This is a genomic window from Streptomyces sp. NPDC018019 (genome assembly GCF_044327805.1).
Taxonomy (GTDB): domain Bacteria; phylum Actinomycetota; class Actinomycetes; order Streptomycetales; family Streptomycetaceae; genus Streptomyces.
The window spans coordinates 1-16,212 of sequence record NZ_JBIRGD010000051.1 but is presented as its reverse complement, the minus strand read 5'-3'; the positions used below and the strand labels follow the sequence as shown (position 1 = coordinate 16,212).

General features: G+C 73.6%; 13 protein-coding genes and 1 pseudogene. 3 read left to right on the top strand and 11 right to left on the bottom strand.

The features are described from left to right. Positions 1-17 precede the first annotated feature (17 nt). The 7 genes from ACH4FX_RS41570 to ACH4FX_RS41540 are packed head-to-tail and all read right to left on the bottom strand — an operon-like array spanning position 18 to position 9,389. A complete protein-coding gene (locus tag ACH4FX_RS41570) occupies positions 18-1,091 on the bottom strand; it encodes a FecCD family ABC transporter permease (protein ID WP_398486975.1) in 1,074 nt (357 codons plus the stop codon). Further along, on the bottom strand, positions 1,088-2,140 hold the full coding sequence (locus ACH4FX_RS41565; RefSeq protein ID WP_398486974.1) for a FecCD family ABC transporter permease: 1,053 nt from the start codon (positions 2,138-2,140) through the stop codon (positions 1,088-1,090). The genes ACH4FX_RS41570 and ACH4FX_RS41565 overlap by 4 nt, the downstream gene beginning before the upstream one ends. Further along, entirely contained in the window at positions 2,137-2,739 is a 603-nt protein-coding gene (locus ACH4FX_RS41560) for a dTDP-4-dehydrorhamnose 3,5-epimerase family protein (protein ID WP_398486972.1), read from the bottom strand. Before ACH4FX_RS41560 ends, ACH4FX_RS41565 begins: the two co-directional genes overlap by 4 nt. After that, the gene (rfbD, locus tag ACH4FX_RS41555; protein WP_398486971.1) at positions 2,727-3,614 is read right to left on the bottom strand and encodes a dTDP-4-dehydrorhamnose reductase; all 888 of its coding nucleotides are present in this window, start codon (positions 3,612-3,614) and stop codon (positions 2,727-2,729) included. Before rfbD ends, ACH4FX_RS41560 begins: the two co-directional genes overlap by 13 nt. Continuing rightward, positions 3,611-4,609: a dTDP-glucose 4,6-dehydratase gene (rfbB, locus tag ACH4FX_RS41550; protein ID WP_398486969.1), complete on the bottom strand. Its 999-nt coding sequence runs from the start codon at positions 4,607-4,609 to the stop codon at positions 3,611-3,613. The genes rfbD and rfbB overlap by 4 nt, the downstream gene beginning before the upstream one ends. Positions 4,610-4,660: 51 nt before the next feature. After that, positions 4,661-5,728 (bottom strand): glucose-1-phosphate thymidylyltransferase, encoded by a 1,068-nt coding sequence (locus ACH4FX_RS41545; protein WP_398486968.1) that lies wholly within the window; start codon positions 5,726-5,728, stop codon positions 4,661-4,663. A gap of 7 nt (positions 5,729-5,735) precedes the next feature. Further along, positions 5,736-9,389 (bottom strand): ABC transporter ATP-binding protein, encoded by a 3,654-nt coding sequence (locus tag ACH4FX_RS41540; protein WP_398486967.1) that lies wholly within the window; start codon positions 9,387-9,389, stop codon positions 5,736-5,738. A 143-nt stretch (positions 9,390-9,532) separates the two neighbouring features. Here ACH4FX_RS41540 and ACH4FX_RS41535 point away from each other — a divergent pair, with 143 nt between their 5' ends. Genes ACH4FX_RS41535 through ACH4FX_RS41525 form a run of 3 tightly spaced genes read left to right on the top strand, consistent with a single transcriptional unit; the run spans position 9,533 to position 13,046 of the window. Further along, entirely contained in the window at positions 9,533-10,693 is a 1,161-nt protein-coding gene (locus ACH4FX_RS41535) for a nucleotide disphospho-sugar-binding domain-containing protein (protein ID WP_398487008.1), read from the top strand. Next, a complete protein-coding gene (gene fes, locus ACH4FX_RS41530; RefSeq protein WP_398486965.1) occupies positions 10,693-12,036 on the top strand; it encodes an enterochelin esterase in 1,344 nt (447 codons plus the stop codon). The genes ACH4FX_RS41535 and fes overlap by 1 nt, the downstream gene beginning before the upstream one ends. Before the next feature lie 35 nt (positions 12,037-12,071). After that, entirely contained in the window at positions 12,072-13,046 is a 975-nt protein-coding gene (locus ACH4FX_RS41525) for an ABC transporter substrate-binding protein (RefSeq protein ID WP_398486964.1), read from the top strand. 27 nt (positions 13,047-13,073) lie between these two features. Here ACH4FX_RS41525 and ACH4FX_RS41520 read toward each other — a convergent pair. From ACH4FX_RS41520 to ACH4FX_RS41505, 4 genes and pseudogenes are all read right to left on the bottom strand, one after another. Further along, positions 13,074-13,726 (bottom strand): annotated as a pseudogene (locus ACH4FX_RS41520) (cytochrome P450); the annotation flags it as partial. A 323-nt stretch (positions 13,727-14,049) separates the two neighbouring features. Then, entirely contained in the window at positions 14,050-15,174 is a 1,125-nt protein-coding gene (locus ACH4FX_RS41515) for an integrase (RefSeq protein WP_398486962.1), read from the bottom strand. Between the two features lie 105 nt (positions 15,175-15,279). Then, on the bottom strand, positions 15,280-15,531 hold the full coding sequence (locus tag ACH4FX_RS41510) for a hypothetical protein (RefSeq protein WP_398486961.1): 252 nt from the start codon (positions 15,529-15,531) through the stop codon (positions 15,280-15,282). Between the two features lie 78 nt (positions 15,532-15,609). Next, on the bottom strand, positions 15,610-15,789 hold the full coding sequence (locus ACH4FX_RS41505) for a hypothetical protein (RefSeq protein WP_398486959.1): 180 nt from the start codon (positions 15,787-15,789) through the stop codon (positions 15,610-15,612). Positions 15,790-16,212 lie beyond the last annotated feature (423 nt).

Here is a 16,212-nt window from a genome sequence, read left to right as displayed (position 1 = left end):
TCGGGTTTCCCTCCGCCCTACAACTTCCCCGACCTCCGCTCCAAGAACAGCAACCAGGCCAGATACACGCCCCCGCCCACCCCGGTGACCACACCCACCGGCAGGATGCCCGTGCCGGAGACGCGCTGGGCCGTCCAGTCGGCGAGGGTGACCAGGACGGCGCCCATCCACGCCGCGGGCAGGACGTTGGGGCCGGGGGAGTGGGTGAGGCGGCGGGCCAGTTGGGGGGCGGCCAGGGCGACGAAGGGGATGGGGCCGGCGGCGGCGACGGCTAGGGCCGTCAGGCCGGTGCCGGTGGCGAGGAGCGCCAGGCGGCTGCGTTCGGGGGCCACGCCGAGTGCCGCCGCTGTGTCGTCGCCCATCTCCAGGAGGGTGAGCGGGCGGGTCAGGGCCAGTACGGCGGGCGTCAGGACGGCGACGCCGAGCGCGGCCACGCTCACCTCGGACCAGCCGCGTCCGTTGAGGCTGCCGATCATCCAGGTGGCCGCCTCGGCGGCCTTGCCGAGGTCGGCCCGTACGTACAGATAGCCGGTCAGCGAGCCGAGGACCGCCGAGCCGCCGATGCCGACGAGGACCAGCCGGTAGCCGTGCACACCGCGCCGCCAGGCCAGCAGGTAGACCGCGGCGGCGGTGGCCAGGCCGCCGAGCACCGCGCCGAGGGCGATCTGCGCGGTGCCGGCCTCCAGGAGGATGACGGAGACCAGAGCGCCGGCCGAGGCGCCGCTGCCGAAGCCGATGACGTCGGGGCTGCCGAGCGGATTGCGGGCCAGCGACTGGAAGACCGCGCCGCTCATGCCCATGGCGAAGCCGGCCAGCAGGCCGTCCAGCACCCGGGGCAGCCGCAGGTCCGTCACGACGAAGTCGGCGCCGGGCGGACCGTCACCGAAGAGAGTGGCGACGACTTCGGCGGGGGTGAGGTGGTAGCTGCCCGTGCCCAGGGACAGGACGGCCACGACGGCACCGGTCAGTGCCAGCAGCCCGCAGACGAGCAGGGCACGGCGGCCCAGGCGCAGGGACAGCCCGCCGCGGGTACGCAGCACGGTGGGGCGCGGTGCGGTCCGGCGTACGGCGGGGATACGGACGGAGTTCACAGCTGGGCCACCTTGCGCCGCCGGACGAGGTGGATGAACACCAGGCCACCGCAGAACGCGGTGACCACCCCGACCTCGATCTCGGTCGGCGGGGCCAGTACCCGGCCCACGATGTCGGATCCGAGCAGCAGAATCGGGCCGAAGACGGCGCAGTACGGGAACAGCCACCGGGTGTCCGGGCCGCAGAGAGCCCGGACCGCGTGCGGGATCATCAGGCCGACGAACCCGATCGGCCCGCAGACGGCGGTGGCGGCACCGGACAGCAGGGTGATGGCCACGATGGACAGCACCCGGGTCCGGCCCAGCCGCGCGCCCAGGGAGCGGGCGGTGTCCTCGCCCAAGGCCATGGCGTTCAGCGGGCGAGCCACCGCCAGTGCCAGGAAGGCGCCCGCGAGCAGGAACGGCAGCGCGGTCAGCAGCAGGTCGCCGCGGCGGCCCGCGAGCGTGCCGACGGACCAGTGCCGCATGGTCTCCAGCGCGCCCAGATCCGTCAGTTGCAGCCCGTTGACGTAGCCGAACAGGGCGGCGTTGACGGCGGTGCCCGCCAGGGCCAGGCGTACGGGGGTGGCGGCCCGGCTGCCGCCGAGCGCGTTGACCAGGGCGGCCGCCGCCCCGGCGCCTGCCAGTGCGAACCACAGGTAGCCGGTGAACGAGGTGACGCCCAGCACGCTGATCGCGGTGACCACGGCGGCCGAGGCGCCCGCGTTCACACCGAGGAGCCCGGGGTCGGCCAGCGGGTTGCGGGTGAGGGTCTGCATCACGGCCCCGGCCAGCCCGAGCGCGGCACCCGCCGCGACGCCCAGCGCCGTACGCGGCAGCCGCAACTCCCGCACGATCCGGTCGTCCGCGGTACCGGTCCACCCGAACAGGCCGTGCCACACCTGGTCGAGCGGGATGGCCTTGGCGCCCACGGCGATACTCGCCAGCACCACGGCGGCCAGCAGCGCCAGGCCCAGCAGCAGCCCGCCGGCCCGCGCCGCCCGGTGCCCGGCGGGCGGCACGGCCGGGCTGGGCGGGGCGGCGCGCGGCGCGCTCACGGTCGTCGTCACGCGGCGCTGCCTTCCCGGGCGGCCCGGTGGCGCACGCACTCCTCGTACGAGGGCAGCAGTCCCAGCCGCTCGGCCTCCGCCAGGGTGGGCGCGGCGGCGTCCTTCGCGGACAGCACCGGGGCGGCACCGGCCGGCCAGTCGATGCCCAGGTCCGGGTCCAGTGGGTGGATGCCGTGCTCGCGGCGCGGCTGGTAGCCGGTGGAGCACAGGTAGACGACGGTGGCGTCATCGCTCAGGGCCATGAAGGCGTGCCCGAGCCCTTCGGACAGGTACACCGCGCTCGGCCCGTCCTCGTCCAGCGGCACGGCTTCCCACGCGCGGTAGGTGGGGGAACCGGTCCGCAGGTCCACCACCACATCCAGCACGGCACCGCGTACGCAGGTGACGTACTTGGCCTGGCCGGGCGGCACCTCGCTGAAGTGCACGCCGCGCAGCACACCGCGGCGCGAGACGGAACAGTTGGCCTGCGCCAGCGCCGGGGCGAGGCCGGTCGCGCCGGTGAACTCCGGCTGGGTGAACCACTCGTGGAAGGAGCCCCGCTCGTCCCGGTGGACGAGCGCTTCTCGCACCCAGGCTCCCTCGATGCTCAGCGCGCGCACGATACGGCTCCTTCCAGCGTCGCGGTCACCGCGGCGAACTCGTCGGCGAGGGCGACGCGCCAGTGCCGGGGTGCGGGCAGCCCGGCGGCGGCCCAGCGGTCGTGCCCCAGCACGCTCCAGGAGGGGCGGCGGGCGGGGCGGTTCAGCGCGGCGCTGCCGGTGGGGCGTACGCGGTCCGGGTCGGCGCCCGCCAGCCGGTACACGTCGCGCGCCAGGTCGTACCAGGTGGTCAGCCCGCCGGCGGTGGCGTGGAAGACGCCCGGGTGAGCGGGCCCGCGCCCCAGGGCGAGCAGCCGCCCGGCCACGTCGCGGGCCGGAGTGGGCTGCCCCGTCTGGTCGTTGACGACCTCCACGGTGGCGCCCCGCAGCGCGCGCTCGGCCATGGTCCGTACGAAATTGCGGCCGTGGGCGCCGTACAGCCAGGCGGTGCGCACGACGGTGCCGGTGTGCGGCAGCGCGGTCAGCACGGCGCGCTCGCCGGCCAGCTTGCTGCGGCCGTACGCGGTGCGCGGGCCGGTCGGCGCGTCCTCCGCGTACGGGGTGGTGGCGTCGCCCGCGAAGACGTAGTCGGTGGAGACGTGCAGCAGCCGGGCGCCGCGGCGGGCGCAGGCCAGCGCCAGCCCGCGCACCGCGCCGGCGTTGACGCGCCACGCCTGCCGCTCGTGTGCCTCGGCCGCGTCCACGTCCGTGTACGCGGCGCAGTTGACGACCACGGTCGGCCGGGCCCGCCGCAGGGTGAACTCCACGGCACGGGCGTCGGTCAGGTCCAGGGACCGGCGGTCCAGCGGGAGCGCGCACTCGCCCTCGGCGGCCAGCAGACGGCACACCTCGCGGCCGAGCATCCCGCTCGCACCGGTGATCAGCCAGCGGTTCACCGGGCGGCACCTCCCAGGGCGGCAGCCGCGGGGGCCCACCAGCCGGCGTGGTCGCGGTACCAGGTGACGGTCCCGGCGAGCCCGTCCTCGAAGGAGTGCCGCGGCACATAGCCCAGCTCGGTACGGATCTTCGTCCAGTCCACCGAGTAGCGCCGGTCGTGGCCCTTGCGGTCGGTGACGTGCTCGACCCGGTCCCAGCCGGCGCCGCAGGCGGCCAGCAGCCGTTCGGTGAGTTCTTTGTTGCTCAGTTCCGTGCCGCCGCCGATGTTGTAGACCTCGCCCGGCCGGCCGCCCTCCAGGACCAGGCGCAGCGCCCGGCAGTGGTCGTCGACGTGCAGCCAGTCGCGCACGTGCAGCCCGTCGCCGTACAGCGGGACGCGCTCGCCTGCCAGCAGCCGGGTGGTGAACAGCGGGATGACCTTCTCGGGGTGCTGGTAGGGGCCGTAGTTGTTGGAGCAGCGGGTCACCGACAGGTCCAGGCCGTGCGTACGGTGGTGGGCCAGGGCGAGCAGGTCGGAACCGGCCTTGGTCGCGGCGTACGGCGAGTTGGGGGCCAGGGGCTGGTCCTCGGTCCAGGAGCCGTCCGCGATCGAGCCGTACACCTCGTCGGTGGAGACGTGCACGAAGCGGGCGATGCGGTGCCGGACGGCGGACTCCAGCAGGACCTGGGTCCCCAGCACGTTGGTGGCGGCGAACTCGGTGCCGCCTTCGATGGACCGGTCCACATGCGACTCGGCGGCGAAGTGCACCACCGCGTCGTGCGCGGCCAGCAGGGAGTCCACCAGCGGCCGGTCGCGGATGTCGCCGTGGACGAAGGAGAACCGCGGGTCGCCTTCCACGGGGGCGAGGCTGGCGCGGTTCCCGGCGTAGGTCAGCGCGTCCAGGACGGTGACGTCCGGACCGCCGCCGGGGCCTTCGGCGGCGTCAGGACCGAGCAGGGTACGGACGAAATGGGAGCCGATGAAGCCGGCTCCGCCGGTGACGAGGATTCTCAAGGCGTCAGTCCAAGAAGGGGAACGAACGGGGGTGGGGGTGCGGACGCGGCCTCAGGGCGCTATCTGCACCTGGCTGTGGTCGCCGAGCACCAGGCGGTGCGCGCGGGGCGCGCGGGCGGCGCCGCTCATACGGACCATGCGGCCGATCAGCGAGCCCTCGATCCGGCCGGCGTTCTCGATCCGCGAGTCGTCCAGGACGATGGAGAACTCCACCTCGCTGCCGCTGATCACACAGCCGTCGGCGACGGAGGTGGAGGGGCCGATGTAGGAGTCGCGGACGACGCTGCCCGCGCCGATGACCGCGGGCCCGACGATCCGGGACCGTACGACGCTGGCACCGGCCTCGATACGGACCCGGCCGACCAGTTCGCTGTCGCCGTCCACGTCACCCAGGACGGCGGACGGCAGGCCCTCCAGCACCGTCCGGTTGACCTCCAGCATGTCGGTGACGTTGCCGGTGTCCTTCCAGTAGCCGGAGATGACGGTGGACCGCACGATGCGCCCGGCGTCGACCAGCCACTGGAGGGCGTCGGTGATCTCCAGTTCGCCGCGCGCGGACGGCCTGATGGCCCGTACTGCCTCGTGCACGGCGGGCGTGAACAGGTAGACGCCGACCAGGGCCAGGTCGCTGCGCGGCTCGCGCGGCTTCTCCTCCAGGCGCAGGACGCCCCCTTCGGGACCGAGTTCGGCGACGCCGAAGGCGCTGGGGTCGGCGACCTTGGTGAGCAGAATGCTCGCGTCCGGGCGGGAGCGCCGGAACTCCTCGACGAGTTCGGTGATGCCGCCGACCACGAAGTTGTCGCCGAGGTACATCACGAAGTCGTCGTCGCCGAGCCAGTCGCGGGCGATCAGGACGGCGTGTGCGAGGCCGAGGGGCTGCTCCTGCGGGAGGTAGGTGACGCGGGCGCCGAAGCGGGAGCCGTCGCCGACGGCCGCGCGGATCTCCGCCGCGGTGTCCCCGACGATGATGCCGATGTCGGCGACACCGGCCGCGACCAGGGATTCGATGCCGTAGAAGAGCACCGGCTTGTTGGCGACGGGGACGAGCTGCTTCGCGGCGGTGTGGGTGATGGGGCGCAGTCTGCTGCCGGTTCCTCCGGAGAGGACAAGTGCCTTCATGAGCGGGTCATCCTTGCGGGGTGAGGGGCGCGGGTTCGGCGGACGAGTGGTGGTGCCACAGCCGGGCGTACGGGCCGTCGGCGGCGAGGAGCTGCTGGTGGGTGCCTTCCTCGGCGATCCGCCCGCCGTCCAGGACGACGATCCGGTCGGCCCGGGCGGCGGTGGCCAGACGGTGCGCGACCAGGACGGTGGTACGCCCGGTGGCCAGGCGGTCCCCGGCGTCGAGCACCGCGCGCTCGGTGGCCGGGTCGAGGGCGGCGGTGGCCTCGTCGAGCAGCAGCAGCCCGGGGTCCACGAGGTGGGCGCGGGCCAGCGCGATCAGCTGGCGCTGTCCGGCCGACAGGTGCTGCCCGCGCTCGCCGACGGGCTGGCGGAAGCCGTACGGCTGGGCGGCCACCGCGGGCAGCGCGCCCACCGCCCGTACGGCCTCCTCGACCTCCCGGTCGGTGGCCTGCGGGCGGCCGTAGCGGACGTTGTCGGCGATGTCGCCGGTGAACAGGTGGGCTTCCTGGGGGACGACGCCGAGCCGCTGCCGGTAGGCGGGCGGGTCGTAGGCGCGGACGTCCGTGCCGTCCACCAGGACCTGGCCCTCGGTGGCGTCGTGGAAGCGGGCGAGGAGCTTGACGACGGTGGACTTGCCGGCCCCGGTCGCGCCGACCAGCGCGACCGTCTCGCCGGGCGCGACGCGCAGGCTCACCCGGTCCAGCGAGGGCCGCTCGGCGCCCGGGTAGCGGTGGGTGACCTCGCGCAGCTCGATCGCGCCGCGCAGCCGGTCCGGTACGGGCTCCGGCTCGGCGGCGGGCCGTACGGAAGGCGTCACGCGCAGCAGGGCGAGGGTGCGGCGCAGGCCGACCGACGCCTGCTGGTAGCTGTCGAAGGCGAGCGACAGCTGCTGGATGGGTGAGAAGAACATGCTGAGGAACAGGGTGAAGGCGACCAGGACGCCGGGGCTGAGGCCGCCGTCCGCCACGCGGTGGGCACCGGCGAGCAGCACGGCGGCCTTGGCGAGTTCGGCGGTGAGGTTGACGCACGGGAAGTACACGGCGGCGTAGCGCTGGGCCCGCAGCCGTGCGGTGCGGTAGTCCTCGGAGAGCTTGCCGAACGCCTCGGCCGTCTCGCCCTCGCGGGTCTGGGCCTGGGCGACACGCAGCCCGGAGACGTTCTCCTGGAGGCTGGAGTTGACCTCGCCGATGCGCTTGCGCGCGTCGGTGTACGCCGCGGAGGACAGCCGCCAGAAGACGGCGGTGGCCACCGCGATCAGCGGGACGAGGGCGAGCGCGGTCAGGGCCAGCGGCAGGTCGACGGCGAGCATCGCCACGACGGCGCCGCACAGCGTGGCCAGGGCGGCGACGGAGGTCAGCAGGTGGGTCTGGAGGAAGGCGGAGAGCGCGTCGATGTCGTTGACCATGGCGGTCATGATCTGGCCGCCGCGTTCCCGCTCGTAGAAGTCGAGACCGAGTCGCTGGAGATGGGCGAAGGTCTTCACCCGCAGTCCGTACAGCACCCGTTCCCCGGCCCGCCGGGTGACGCGCGCCTGGCAGGTGAGCACGCCCCAGCCCGCCGCGACGACGAGCAGCGCGATCAGGGCGGTGGCGGCGAGCACCGCGCCGTCGCCCGCGCCCACCCCGGCGTCCAGTCCGTGCCGTACGAGCAGCGGCAGCGCGAGGGAGGCGAGGGAGTCGGCGACGACGAGCAGCAGGCCCAGCAGCAGCGCGGCGCGGACCGGGGCGAGCAGCCGCCGGAAGCGGGCGTCGGGGTCGGGGGCGCGCAGCCGGGTCTCGTCCAGGCGCGGGTCCTCGGCGGTCTCGTCCATCGCGGCGTCCGGGGCCGCACCGGCCGGGGGCTCCGGCCACAGCTCCGGGGTGACGCCCTGGTCCGTGGTGTGCGGGGCGGCGGTGACGCGTACGTCGAGGGAGTCGCCGGGGCCGGCCAGCAGCTCGCGGAACAGCGGGCAGCGTCCGGTCAGCTCCTCCTGGGTGCCGGTGTCCACCACGCGGCCCTCGTCCAGGACGGCGATGCGGTCGGCGAGCCGGAGGGTGGAGCGGCGGTGTGCGATCAGCAGGGTCGTACGGTCGCCGGTGACGGTGCGCAGGGTGCGGTGGATGGCGGCCTCCGTACCGGCGTCCACGGCGGAGGTCGCGTCGTCCAGGACCAGCACCCGCGGGTCGGCCAGCAGGGCGCGGGCCAGCACCACGCGCTGGCGCTGCCCGCCGGAGAGGGTCAGGCCGCGCTCGCCGACCCCGGTGGCGTAGCCGTCCGGCAGCGCCTCGATGAACTCATGCGCCTCGGCGGCCTCGGCAGCTGCCCTGACCTGCGCGTCGGTGGCGTCCGGCCGGCCGTAGGCAATGTTGTCGCGAACCGAGCAGGAGAACAGGAAGGGCTCTTCGAAGACCACGCCGAGGGTGGAGCGCAGTTCCGCGAGCGACAGGTCGCGTACGTCGACGGCCGCGCCGGGCGGGCCGACGCGCACGGAGCCTTCCTGCGGGTCGTAGAAGCGGGGGAGCAGCAGCGAGACGGTGGATTTGCCGGAGCCCGACGGGCCGACCAGGGCCAGCGTCTCGCCCGGCCGGACAGTCAGGGACAGGCCGTCGAGCACCGGGTCGCTGGGCGCGTAGCCGAAGCGTAGGTCGCGCAGTTCCAGGCCGGCCGGTCCGGCGGGCAGCGTGACCGGTTCGGCCGGTTCGGTGATGTCGGGCCGCGCGTCGATGAGTTCGTAGACCCGCTCCGCGGCGGCACGCGCCTGCTGCGCGGTGACCAGGAAGCTCGCGAACAGCCGGGCCGGTCCGGCCAGCAGCGCCAGGTAGGCGGCGAAGGCGAGGAAGGTGCCGGGACCGATGCTGCCGCGCAGCGCCAGCCAGCCGCCGAGAGCGAGGACACCGACCTGGCCGAGTGCGGGCAGCGCCGAGAGCGTGGCGGTGGCGCCGGCCTGGATGCGGGCCACCCGCATCCGCCGCCCGAACAGGCCGCGGGCCGCGCGGGCCAGCCGCCCGACCTCGCGGTCCTCCTGGCCGAACCCCTTCACCACCCGGACGCCGGTGACGGCCTCCTCGACCTGTTCGGCGAGGTGCGCCGCGCCCGCCTGCGCGTCACGGGTGGCGGGGACGAGCCGGGCCCGGCTGCGGGCGGCGGCCCAGGCGGTGGCGGGCACCACGGTCAGCGCGACCAGGGCGAGCGGGGCGCACAGCCACAGCATCGCGCCGACGGCGACGAGGAAGAGGGCCGAGGTGCCCAGCGGGATCGGCAGCATCCCGAGCATGATCTGCACCTGCGTCAGGTCGCTGTTGGCGCGCGAGACCACCTGGCCGGTGCGCAGCGCGTCCTGTTTGACGCCGTCCAGGCGCTGGAGGGAGCCGAACACCTCGGTACGCAGCCGGTGCTGGACACCGAGGGCGAGTTTTCCGGCGGCGTACCGGCGGGTGAACTCGGCACCGAACTGGACCAGGGCCAGCCCCGCCATCGCGGCGGCAAGCCAGCCGATGCGGCCGGTGTGCCCGGCCACGGCGTCGTCGACACCGAGCCGGGCCAGGAGCGGTCCGATCGCCTCAAGTCCCGTACCGCACACGGAACTGACGGCGACCGCGAAGAGCAGTCGCGGGTGGTGGCGGCACGCGGCACCGAGCCTGCGCAGCCAGCCGGGGGGCGTTGTTGATCTGCTGAGCACGTGGTTAGCTTAGGCTTACCTTAGTGCGGGTCGCCACCCCGGTTGCGTGACCTGTCCCACACCCGCCGTTCCCCGCCCCTCGCCACAACACCCGTACCCCACAAGCCGCCTGACGGTCCGTCGGGGAGGAAAGCAGGTTGTCGATGCGTGTCCTGTTCGCCGGGCCGCCCTTCTTCGGGCTGCTCTACCCGATGGTCCCGCTGGCCCAGGCGTTCCGCGCCGCGGGACACGAGGTCCTCGTCGCCACCTGCGGACGGGCCGTCGGCCACGCAGCCGCGGCCGGACTCCCGGCCGTCGACTGCGCGCCCGGCACCGACCCCGACGCCCTGTACACCGCCATGGAGAAGAACCGCCGCGGCAAGCCGCCGGCCCCGGGGGAGAAGAACACCCCGCCCAAGGGCAAGGGCTTCTCCTTCTTCAGCGACGAGATGGCCGACACCATGGTCGGCATCGCCCGCCACTGGCGGCCCCACCTCGTCGTCCACACCCCCAACGGCGTCGCCGGCCAGCTCGTGGCCGCCGCCCTCGGCATCCCCTCGGTGCTGCACGCGGTCGGCTTCGGCCACACCGGCCGGCACGTCGCGATGATGAACGACGCCCTCGCCGACGGGTACAGCCGCCACGGCCTGGCCGGGCCCGGGCCGATCGCCGCCTGGCTCGACGTGACCCCGCCCGGCATGAGCGTCACCAGCGAACCGCACCGCCGCTATCTGCGTCACGTCCCGTACAACGGCGGCGGCGAACTGCCCCACTGGCTCTTCGACCAGCGCAAACGCCCCCGGATCGCGGTCACCCTCGGCACCGTCCGCCCGGTCGTGGACGGTGTCTCGCCCATCGAGTGGGTCATCGACGCCGCACGCGTCACCGACGCCGAGTTCGTGCTCGCGCTCGGCGGCGCCGACCTGTCCGGGCTCGGGCCGCTGCCCGGGAACGTACGCCCCGTGGGGTGGACACCGCTCGGCGCGCTGCTCGCCGGCAGCGACGCCGCCATCCACCACGGCGGCGCCGGTACCACCCTCACCGCGCTGGACTCCGGCCTGCCGCAGCTCGTCCTCGGCGAGGGCGCCGACCGGCCGGCCAACGCGGCGGCGGTCCGGGCACGCGGCTGCGGCCTGGTCCCGGCGGACCCGTCCGCCCTCGCGGGCCCCGACCGCCCCGGACGCGAGCTGGTCCGGCGGCTCCTGGAGGACGAGTCGCTGGCCACGGCCGCCCGCGAGACGGCCGAGGAGATGGCCGCCATGCCCAGCCCGGCTGACATGGTGCACCGGCTGGTGGAGCTCGCCCTCGCGCACGGAGCGACCTGATGGCCCGTACGAACGGCGGTGCCCCCGCCGTCTCCCCGGCCACCCCGCCCCGTACGCCCCGCCCCCGCCCGGCCGAGACCGCGGAGAGCCCGCGTCTGACCCGCCTGGCCGCCGAACTGGCTGCGGCCGGCTCGCCCCGCGCGCACGCCGCCGAGCTGGCCCGGTTCTGGGCCGAGGCGGCGGCCGCCGGCACCCCGCTGACCGAACCGCTCGACGGCGACCCCGAGCACCGCGCCGTCACCTTCCTGTGGCGCGGCGACCCCGCGACCCGTCAGGTGCTGCTGCTGGTCAACCGGCTGATGGACCGTACCGACCTCACCACGAGCCTGATGCGGCACCTGCCCGGTACGGACGTGTGGCACCTGTCCTACCGTCTGCGCACCGACCACCGCGGCTCGTACCGCATCGCCCCCGACACCGAAGGGCGGCCGCCCGGTGACCTCGGCCGACTGGCCGCCACCGGCGTCCGCGACCCCCTCAACCCGCACACCGTCGCCACCCGCTGGCACGGCCCGCCCGGCTCCGTCTTCGAGCTTCCGCACGCCCCGGCCCGCCCCTGGCCGCACCCCCCGCGCCCCGGCACCCCGCGCGGTACGGTCCGGCGCCACCGGGTGCCCAGCGCGGCGCTCGGCGCGGAACGCGAGGTGTGGACATACGAGCCGGTCGCCTCGGACAGGGACCGCGCCGACGGGCACACCCTCGTCCTCCTGGACGGCGACATGTGGTTCGGTCAGCTGGGCCTGGAGGACATCCTCGACGGCCTGATCGCCGACGGCGCGATCCCGCCGCTGACGGTGCTCGCCCCGCACGCCGTCGACAACGCCACCCGCGCCCGCGAGTTCGGCGGCCGCCCCGCGTACGTCGGCTTCCTCGCCGGGGAGCTGCTGCCCTGGGCGGCCGGACACCTGCCGGTCGGTACGGACCCGGCGCGTACGGTCGTCGCGGGGCAGAGCCTGGGCGGGCTCACCGCCCTGTACGCCGGATACGCCGCGCCGCACCGCTTCGGCAACGTCCTGGCCCAGTCCGCCTCCCTGTGGTGGCACCCGCCGGGCGAGCAGACCGGGGAGACGGCGTGGATCACCCGGCATTACGCCGAAGGGGCGCCGCGCGCACTACGGCTGCACCTGGACGTGGGGCTCCACGAGTGGGGCATGCTCGAACAGACCCGTGACCTGCGCCGCACGCTCCGCGCCCGCGGCCACACCGTCACCGGCACCGACTTCAACGGCGGCCACGACTATGCCTGCTGGGCCATCGCCCTGGCCCAGGGGCTGATCGCCCTCCTCGGCCCGGGCGCCCCGCCAGCGCCCACCGAAACCCCGCCGGCTACCGGATCCCGCTGACCACACCCCTTCCGCACCCCCGAGGAGCACCTCCGATGCGTTACCGCCGACCCGCCACCCTGCTCGCCGCCGCCCTGGCAGGCGCCCTGACCCTCGCCGGCTGCGGGGACGGTGACGGCAAGGACGGCGCCGACGGCACGGCGGGCGGCTCCGGAACCCGTACCGTCGCCGACGCCAACGGCGAGAAGGTGCGGGTTCCCGCCGCTCCCAAGAAGGTGGTCACGCTCAGCGAGCCGACCCTCGACGCCGCGCTCGCCCTGGGCACCCGGCCGATCGGCGCCACCAGCGGCCGCGGCCAGTCCGGCGTGGCCGGCTACCTCGCCTCCCGGGCCGAGTCCGCCGAGATCGTCGCCAACACCGCCGGACCCGACCTGGACAAGCTCGCCGCCCTGCGGCCGGACCTGATCCTGCTCGACGAGACGGTGGGCGCCAAGCGCGTCCAGGACAAGCTCCGCCGGATCGCCCCCACCGTGCTCACCGCCAAGCTGAACGCCCCCTGGCGGGACGCCTTCACCGCGACCGCCGACGCCCTCGGCAAGAAGGCGGACGGCGAGAAGTGGCTCACCACCTTCGACAACCGCCTGAAGACCGTGAAGGACAAGCTCGGCCCCAACGCCGCGGCGGTCGCCAGTGTCATCCGCTGGCAGAACGGCGCGCCCTCGGTCGTCGGCAAGGGCAAGGGCCACGTCGGCGACACCCTCGCCGCGCTCGGCCTCAAGCGGCCCGGGGGCCAGCAGGGCGCCAGCTCCGGCCACAGCGAACCGGTGAGCCTGGAGCGCCTGGACACCGTCGACGGTGACTGGCTCTTCCTCGGCGCGCTCGGCGACCGGGCCGCGGGTGACAAGGCTCTCGAGGAGGCCACCGCCGTACCGAACTTCACCAAGCTCAAGGCCGTCGAGAAGCACCACGTCGTGGTGATCGACGGCTCGGCCTGGAACAGCTCGGGCGGCCCGCTCGCGGCGCAGGCGGTCCTCACGGACGTCGAGAAGGCCCTGGCGAAGAAGAACTGAGCCGAGCGGGGGCGAGGGCCCGCGGTCTCATGAACTCCCCGCCCCCGCCTCCCGGGGACTCACATACATCCGGATGTCGTCGGCCGCCCACAGCACGAACCGCTCGATCGGCGTCACCTCGTGCCCCGGTACGGGCCGGAACCGGAAGCGCTTGAGCAGCCCGGCCAGGACCAGTTCGGCCTCGACCGTGGCCAGTCCGGCGCCCTCACAGCTGCGCGGCCCGAACCCGAACGGGATGTACGCCGGCCTCGGCCGCCTGGCCATCTCCTCCGGGAGGAACCGTTCGGGTACGGACGTCCCGGGCCCGGGCCGGTGGCCGGGGTTCAGGTGGACGGCCCGGAACGGATAGAAGATCACCGTCCCGGCCGGCACTTCGTAGCCGCCCAGGACCAGCGCCTCGTTCGTCTCCCGCGCACCGTGCGGTTCGGGCGGGAGAACAGCCGCACCGCTTCCTTCAAGGACCATGTCCAGGTACGACAGGCGCCGCAGATCGGCGTACTCGGGCTCCGCACGGCCGCCGAGCACGCGGTCCAGCTCCTCCGCGACGCGTTCGGCCGCCTCCGGTTGACGTCCCAGCAGGTGGAGGGTCCACGACACGGCCACCCCGGTGGTGTGGTGCGCGGCCGGCATCGTCATCATCACCGTGTCGCGGCCCGCGCCGGGCTCTCACCGGCCGCGACGCGCTTCCGGACCGCCATCGTCAGCTCACCGATGTCCTGGGGCGGCTGATCCCGCGCGGCGAGGAACCGGGCAAAGGCCCTCAGTTCCTTCCACGTCGACCGGGTCGAGGTGAGGGAGTTCCAGCCGCCACCGGGTGCGCAGCGGGCCGCGAACAGAGCGGCCCAGGACTGCTGCATAGTCGGCGCCAAGGGAAGAACGGTGAAGTCGTAGTCGGCCACCTCGCCCTTCGCGCTGCGGTGACGGACGTCAAGGCTGCCCGCCTCGCGGACCACAGGGTGGTGGTGCGGCGCATCGGGCAACGAGGCCGCGCGTCCCCGCCGGCTCACGCGACCTCCATCCGTTCGTCCAGATCTTGGATGCCCTCGCTCTCACGGGCGATCCGCGCGAACACCGACGTCATCCTCTCCTGCGACAACCCGGCGACGCCGGCCAGATCCCCACTCGGCTCGGCGAGCAGCGAGCGCAGCTGCAGATCCGCGACCGGCGCGAGATAGATCCGCCGTGTGGTCTCCAGGTCCGCGTGTCCGAGAAGGTCCTGCACCATCCGCCACGGATCGCCGTAGAGCAGCCGGAAGTCCCGACGCTCCTCGGCGGTCAGCGCCATTCGCTGGTCCATCAGGTAGTCGAGGACCACCAGCATGTAGAGCGCGAAGCTGTGCCGGGCCATGTGCGGCGTCGCAAACGCCGGCTCGGCCATGACATCCGCCAGCACCGTCTCGCACCGCTGCGAGGCCGTGCGGAAGACGTTCTCCCACGACGCCGGACGAAACGGCAGCCCGGACTCGTTCAGCCACAGCCACAACGGCTCGGGCCCTTGGGGCCCTTCCGTGAAGTACGTCATCCGCTCGGCGGCCGTGGCCTCGCCCAGCGGGGTCTGACCCACGACACCGTCCTGGTCGCGCCAGTGCAGCACCCTTCGCAGCCGACCGCTCTGGTGCGTCACCAGCCGCCACTCGGCAAGCCGCTCGTAGCGGCCCCGGGCCTGAGCACGGCGTACCGCGTCCGCCCGCGTCGACTCCACATAGCCTTCGACTTCGCCCAGCGCCACCGCCGAGGCGTAGAACGTGCGGGCCATCTTCGTCTTGGTCACCGCCCGGGCCAGCCGACCACCGTAGTAGCGGCCTCCTTCCAACCGTGTGCGGGGCACCTCGAACAACAGCAGCGAGGCCGCCTCGGTCAGACGCATCCCCGAGGACAGCAGCAGCCCTGCATAGGCGGCATTGCGGTCTTCAAGGCGCCCCACCCACCCGGGACCCGGCCTGCCATCGGCGGTGTGACCGCGCAGACCGACATCCACCCACAGCCGGAAGGCCCGAGGCGTCAGCCAGCGGACGTTACCGGCCCTCGCGTGCTTCGCACGAGCAGCCGACACCGACACGGCCTCGCCGTTCCGGCCGATCACCGTCCGCGTCTCGACCGGGTTCACCACGACGTACCCGCGGTCCACGGCCCACCCGTAGAGCCTGCTCAGCGCGGCCAGACCGCGGTTCCACCGGGCGCCGCCGACCTTGCGCGGGTTACGCGGAGACCGAGTCCTCCAGTCTTCAAAGTCCTACAGGTCATCCGCGGTCGCTTCGTTCCAGTTCTTGCCCCGGCCCCACAGGAAATCGAAGAAAACGCAGTAGTCGCCGGTGTAATTCCGCTTCGACTCGTGTTCAAGACGCGAGAAAGACGACCGGCACAAGTACAGGCCCATAACCCCGTCGCCCCGGTAGTCCGGCGATAACAGAATCGGATCTCCAGGGTGAATGCCGAACCGCTCTTCCCGCTCGGCCAGGTCCCCCCAGCCTGCCAAGATCGGCATTCGATCAGTCACCACCCGGGTCTTGGGCACCCAGTACGTACGCCAGCCTGGCACAGAACCACCCCTGTCGGATCAGCTTCAACACGCTGATTCAATAGGGAAGGTGCGGTATTTCTCCCAGTCGTGGTGGGTGTCGAGGAAGCCGGTCAGCAGCGCTTCGTGGTCGTCGGCATCGGCGGCGTAGACGGGGGCGGTCCGGGTCGTCGGCTGCTGCGGATCGGTTTGCGCGGCCCTGCCCGGCCCGGTGACGTGTCTCAATCCGAGGGCCCAGACCGTCGAGGCCCTCTCGCCAGTGGGTGCTTTTTCGTAATCAACCCGGCGTGGTCAACTGGGAGACGGGTGGGAAACCGGCGCGGCAGATTCCTGTGAGCTTCTGCCGGGAACTGCTGAATATTGTGAGAAACCGTCATGCTTGCGCGTGTGTACGGCGCAGAGGCCGGGCCAGCGCAGAACTGGGCCCTGCTTCGTTGCGAACACGTTTCCGCTGCTACGGAGCCGCTCTGGGCTGGCGTTTCCTGCGACACCGCGCCCTGCCCGTCCCCGCGCGTGGTGACGGACAGGATGCAACGGAAAGAGCGGCGTCGTGATCGAGAAGTTCACGGTGGGAGAGCCCGGATGAAGACCTCGAAGACATCCGGCCGCGCACCGGTCGGGCACACCAGCCGTCCCTCGCCCTGACTG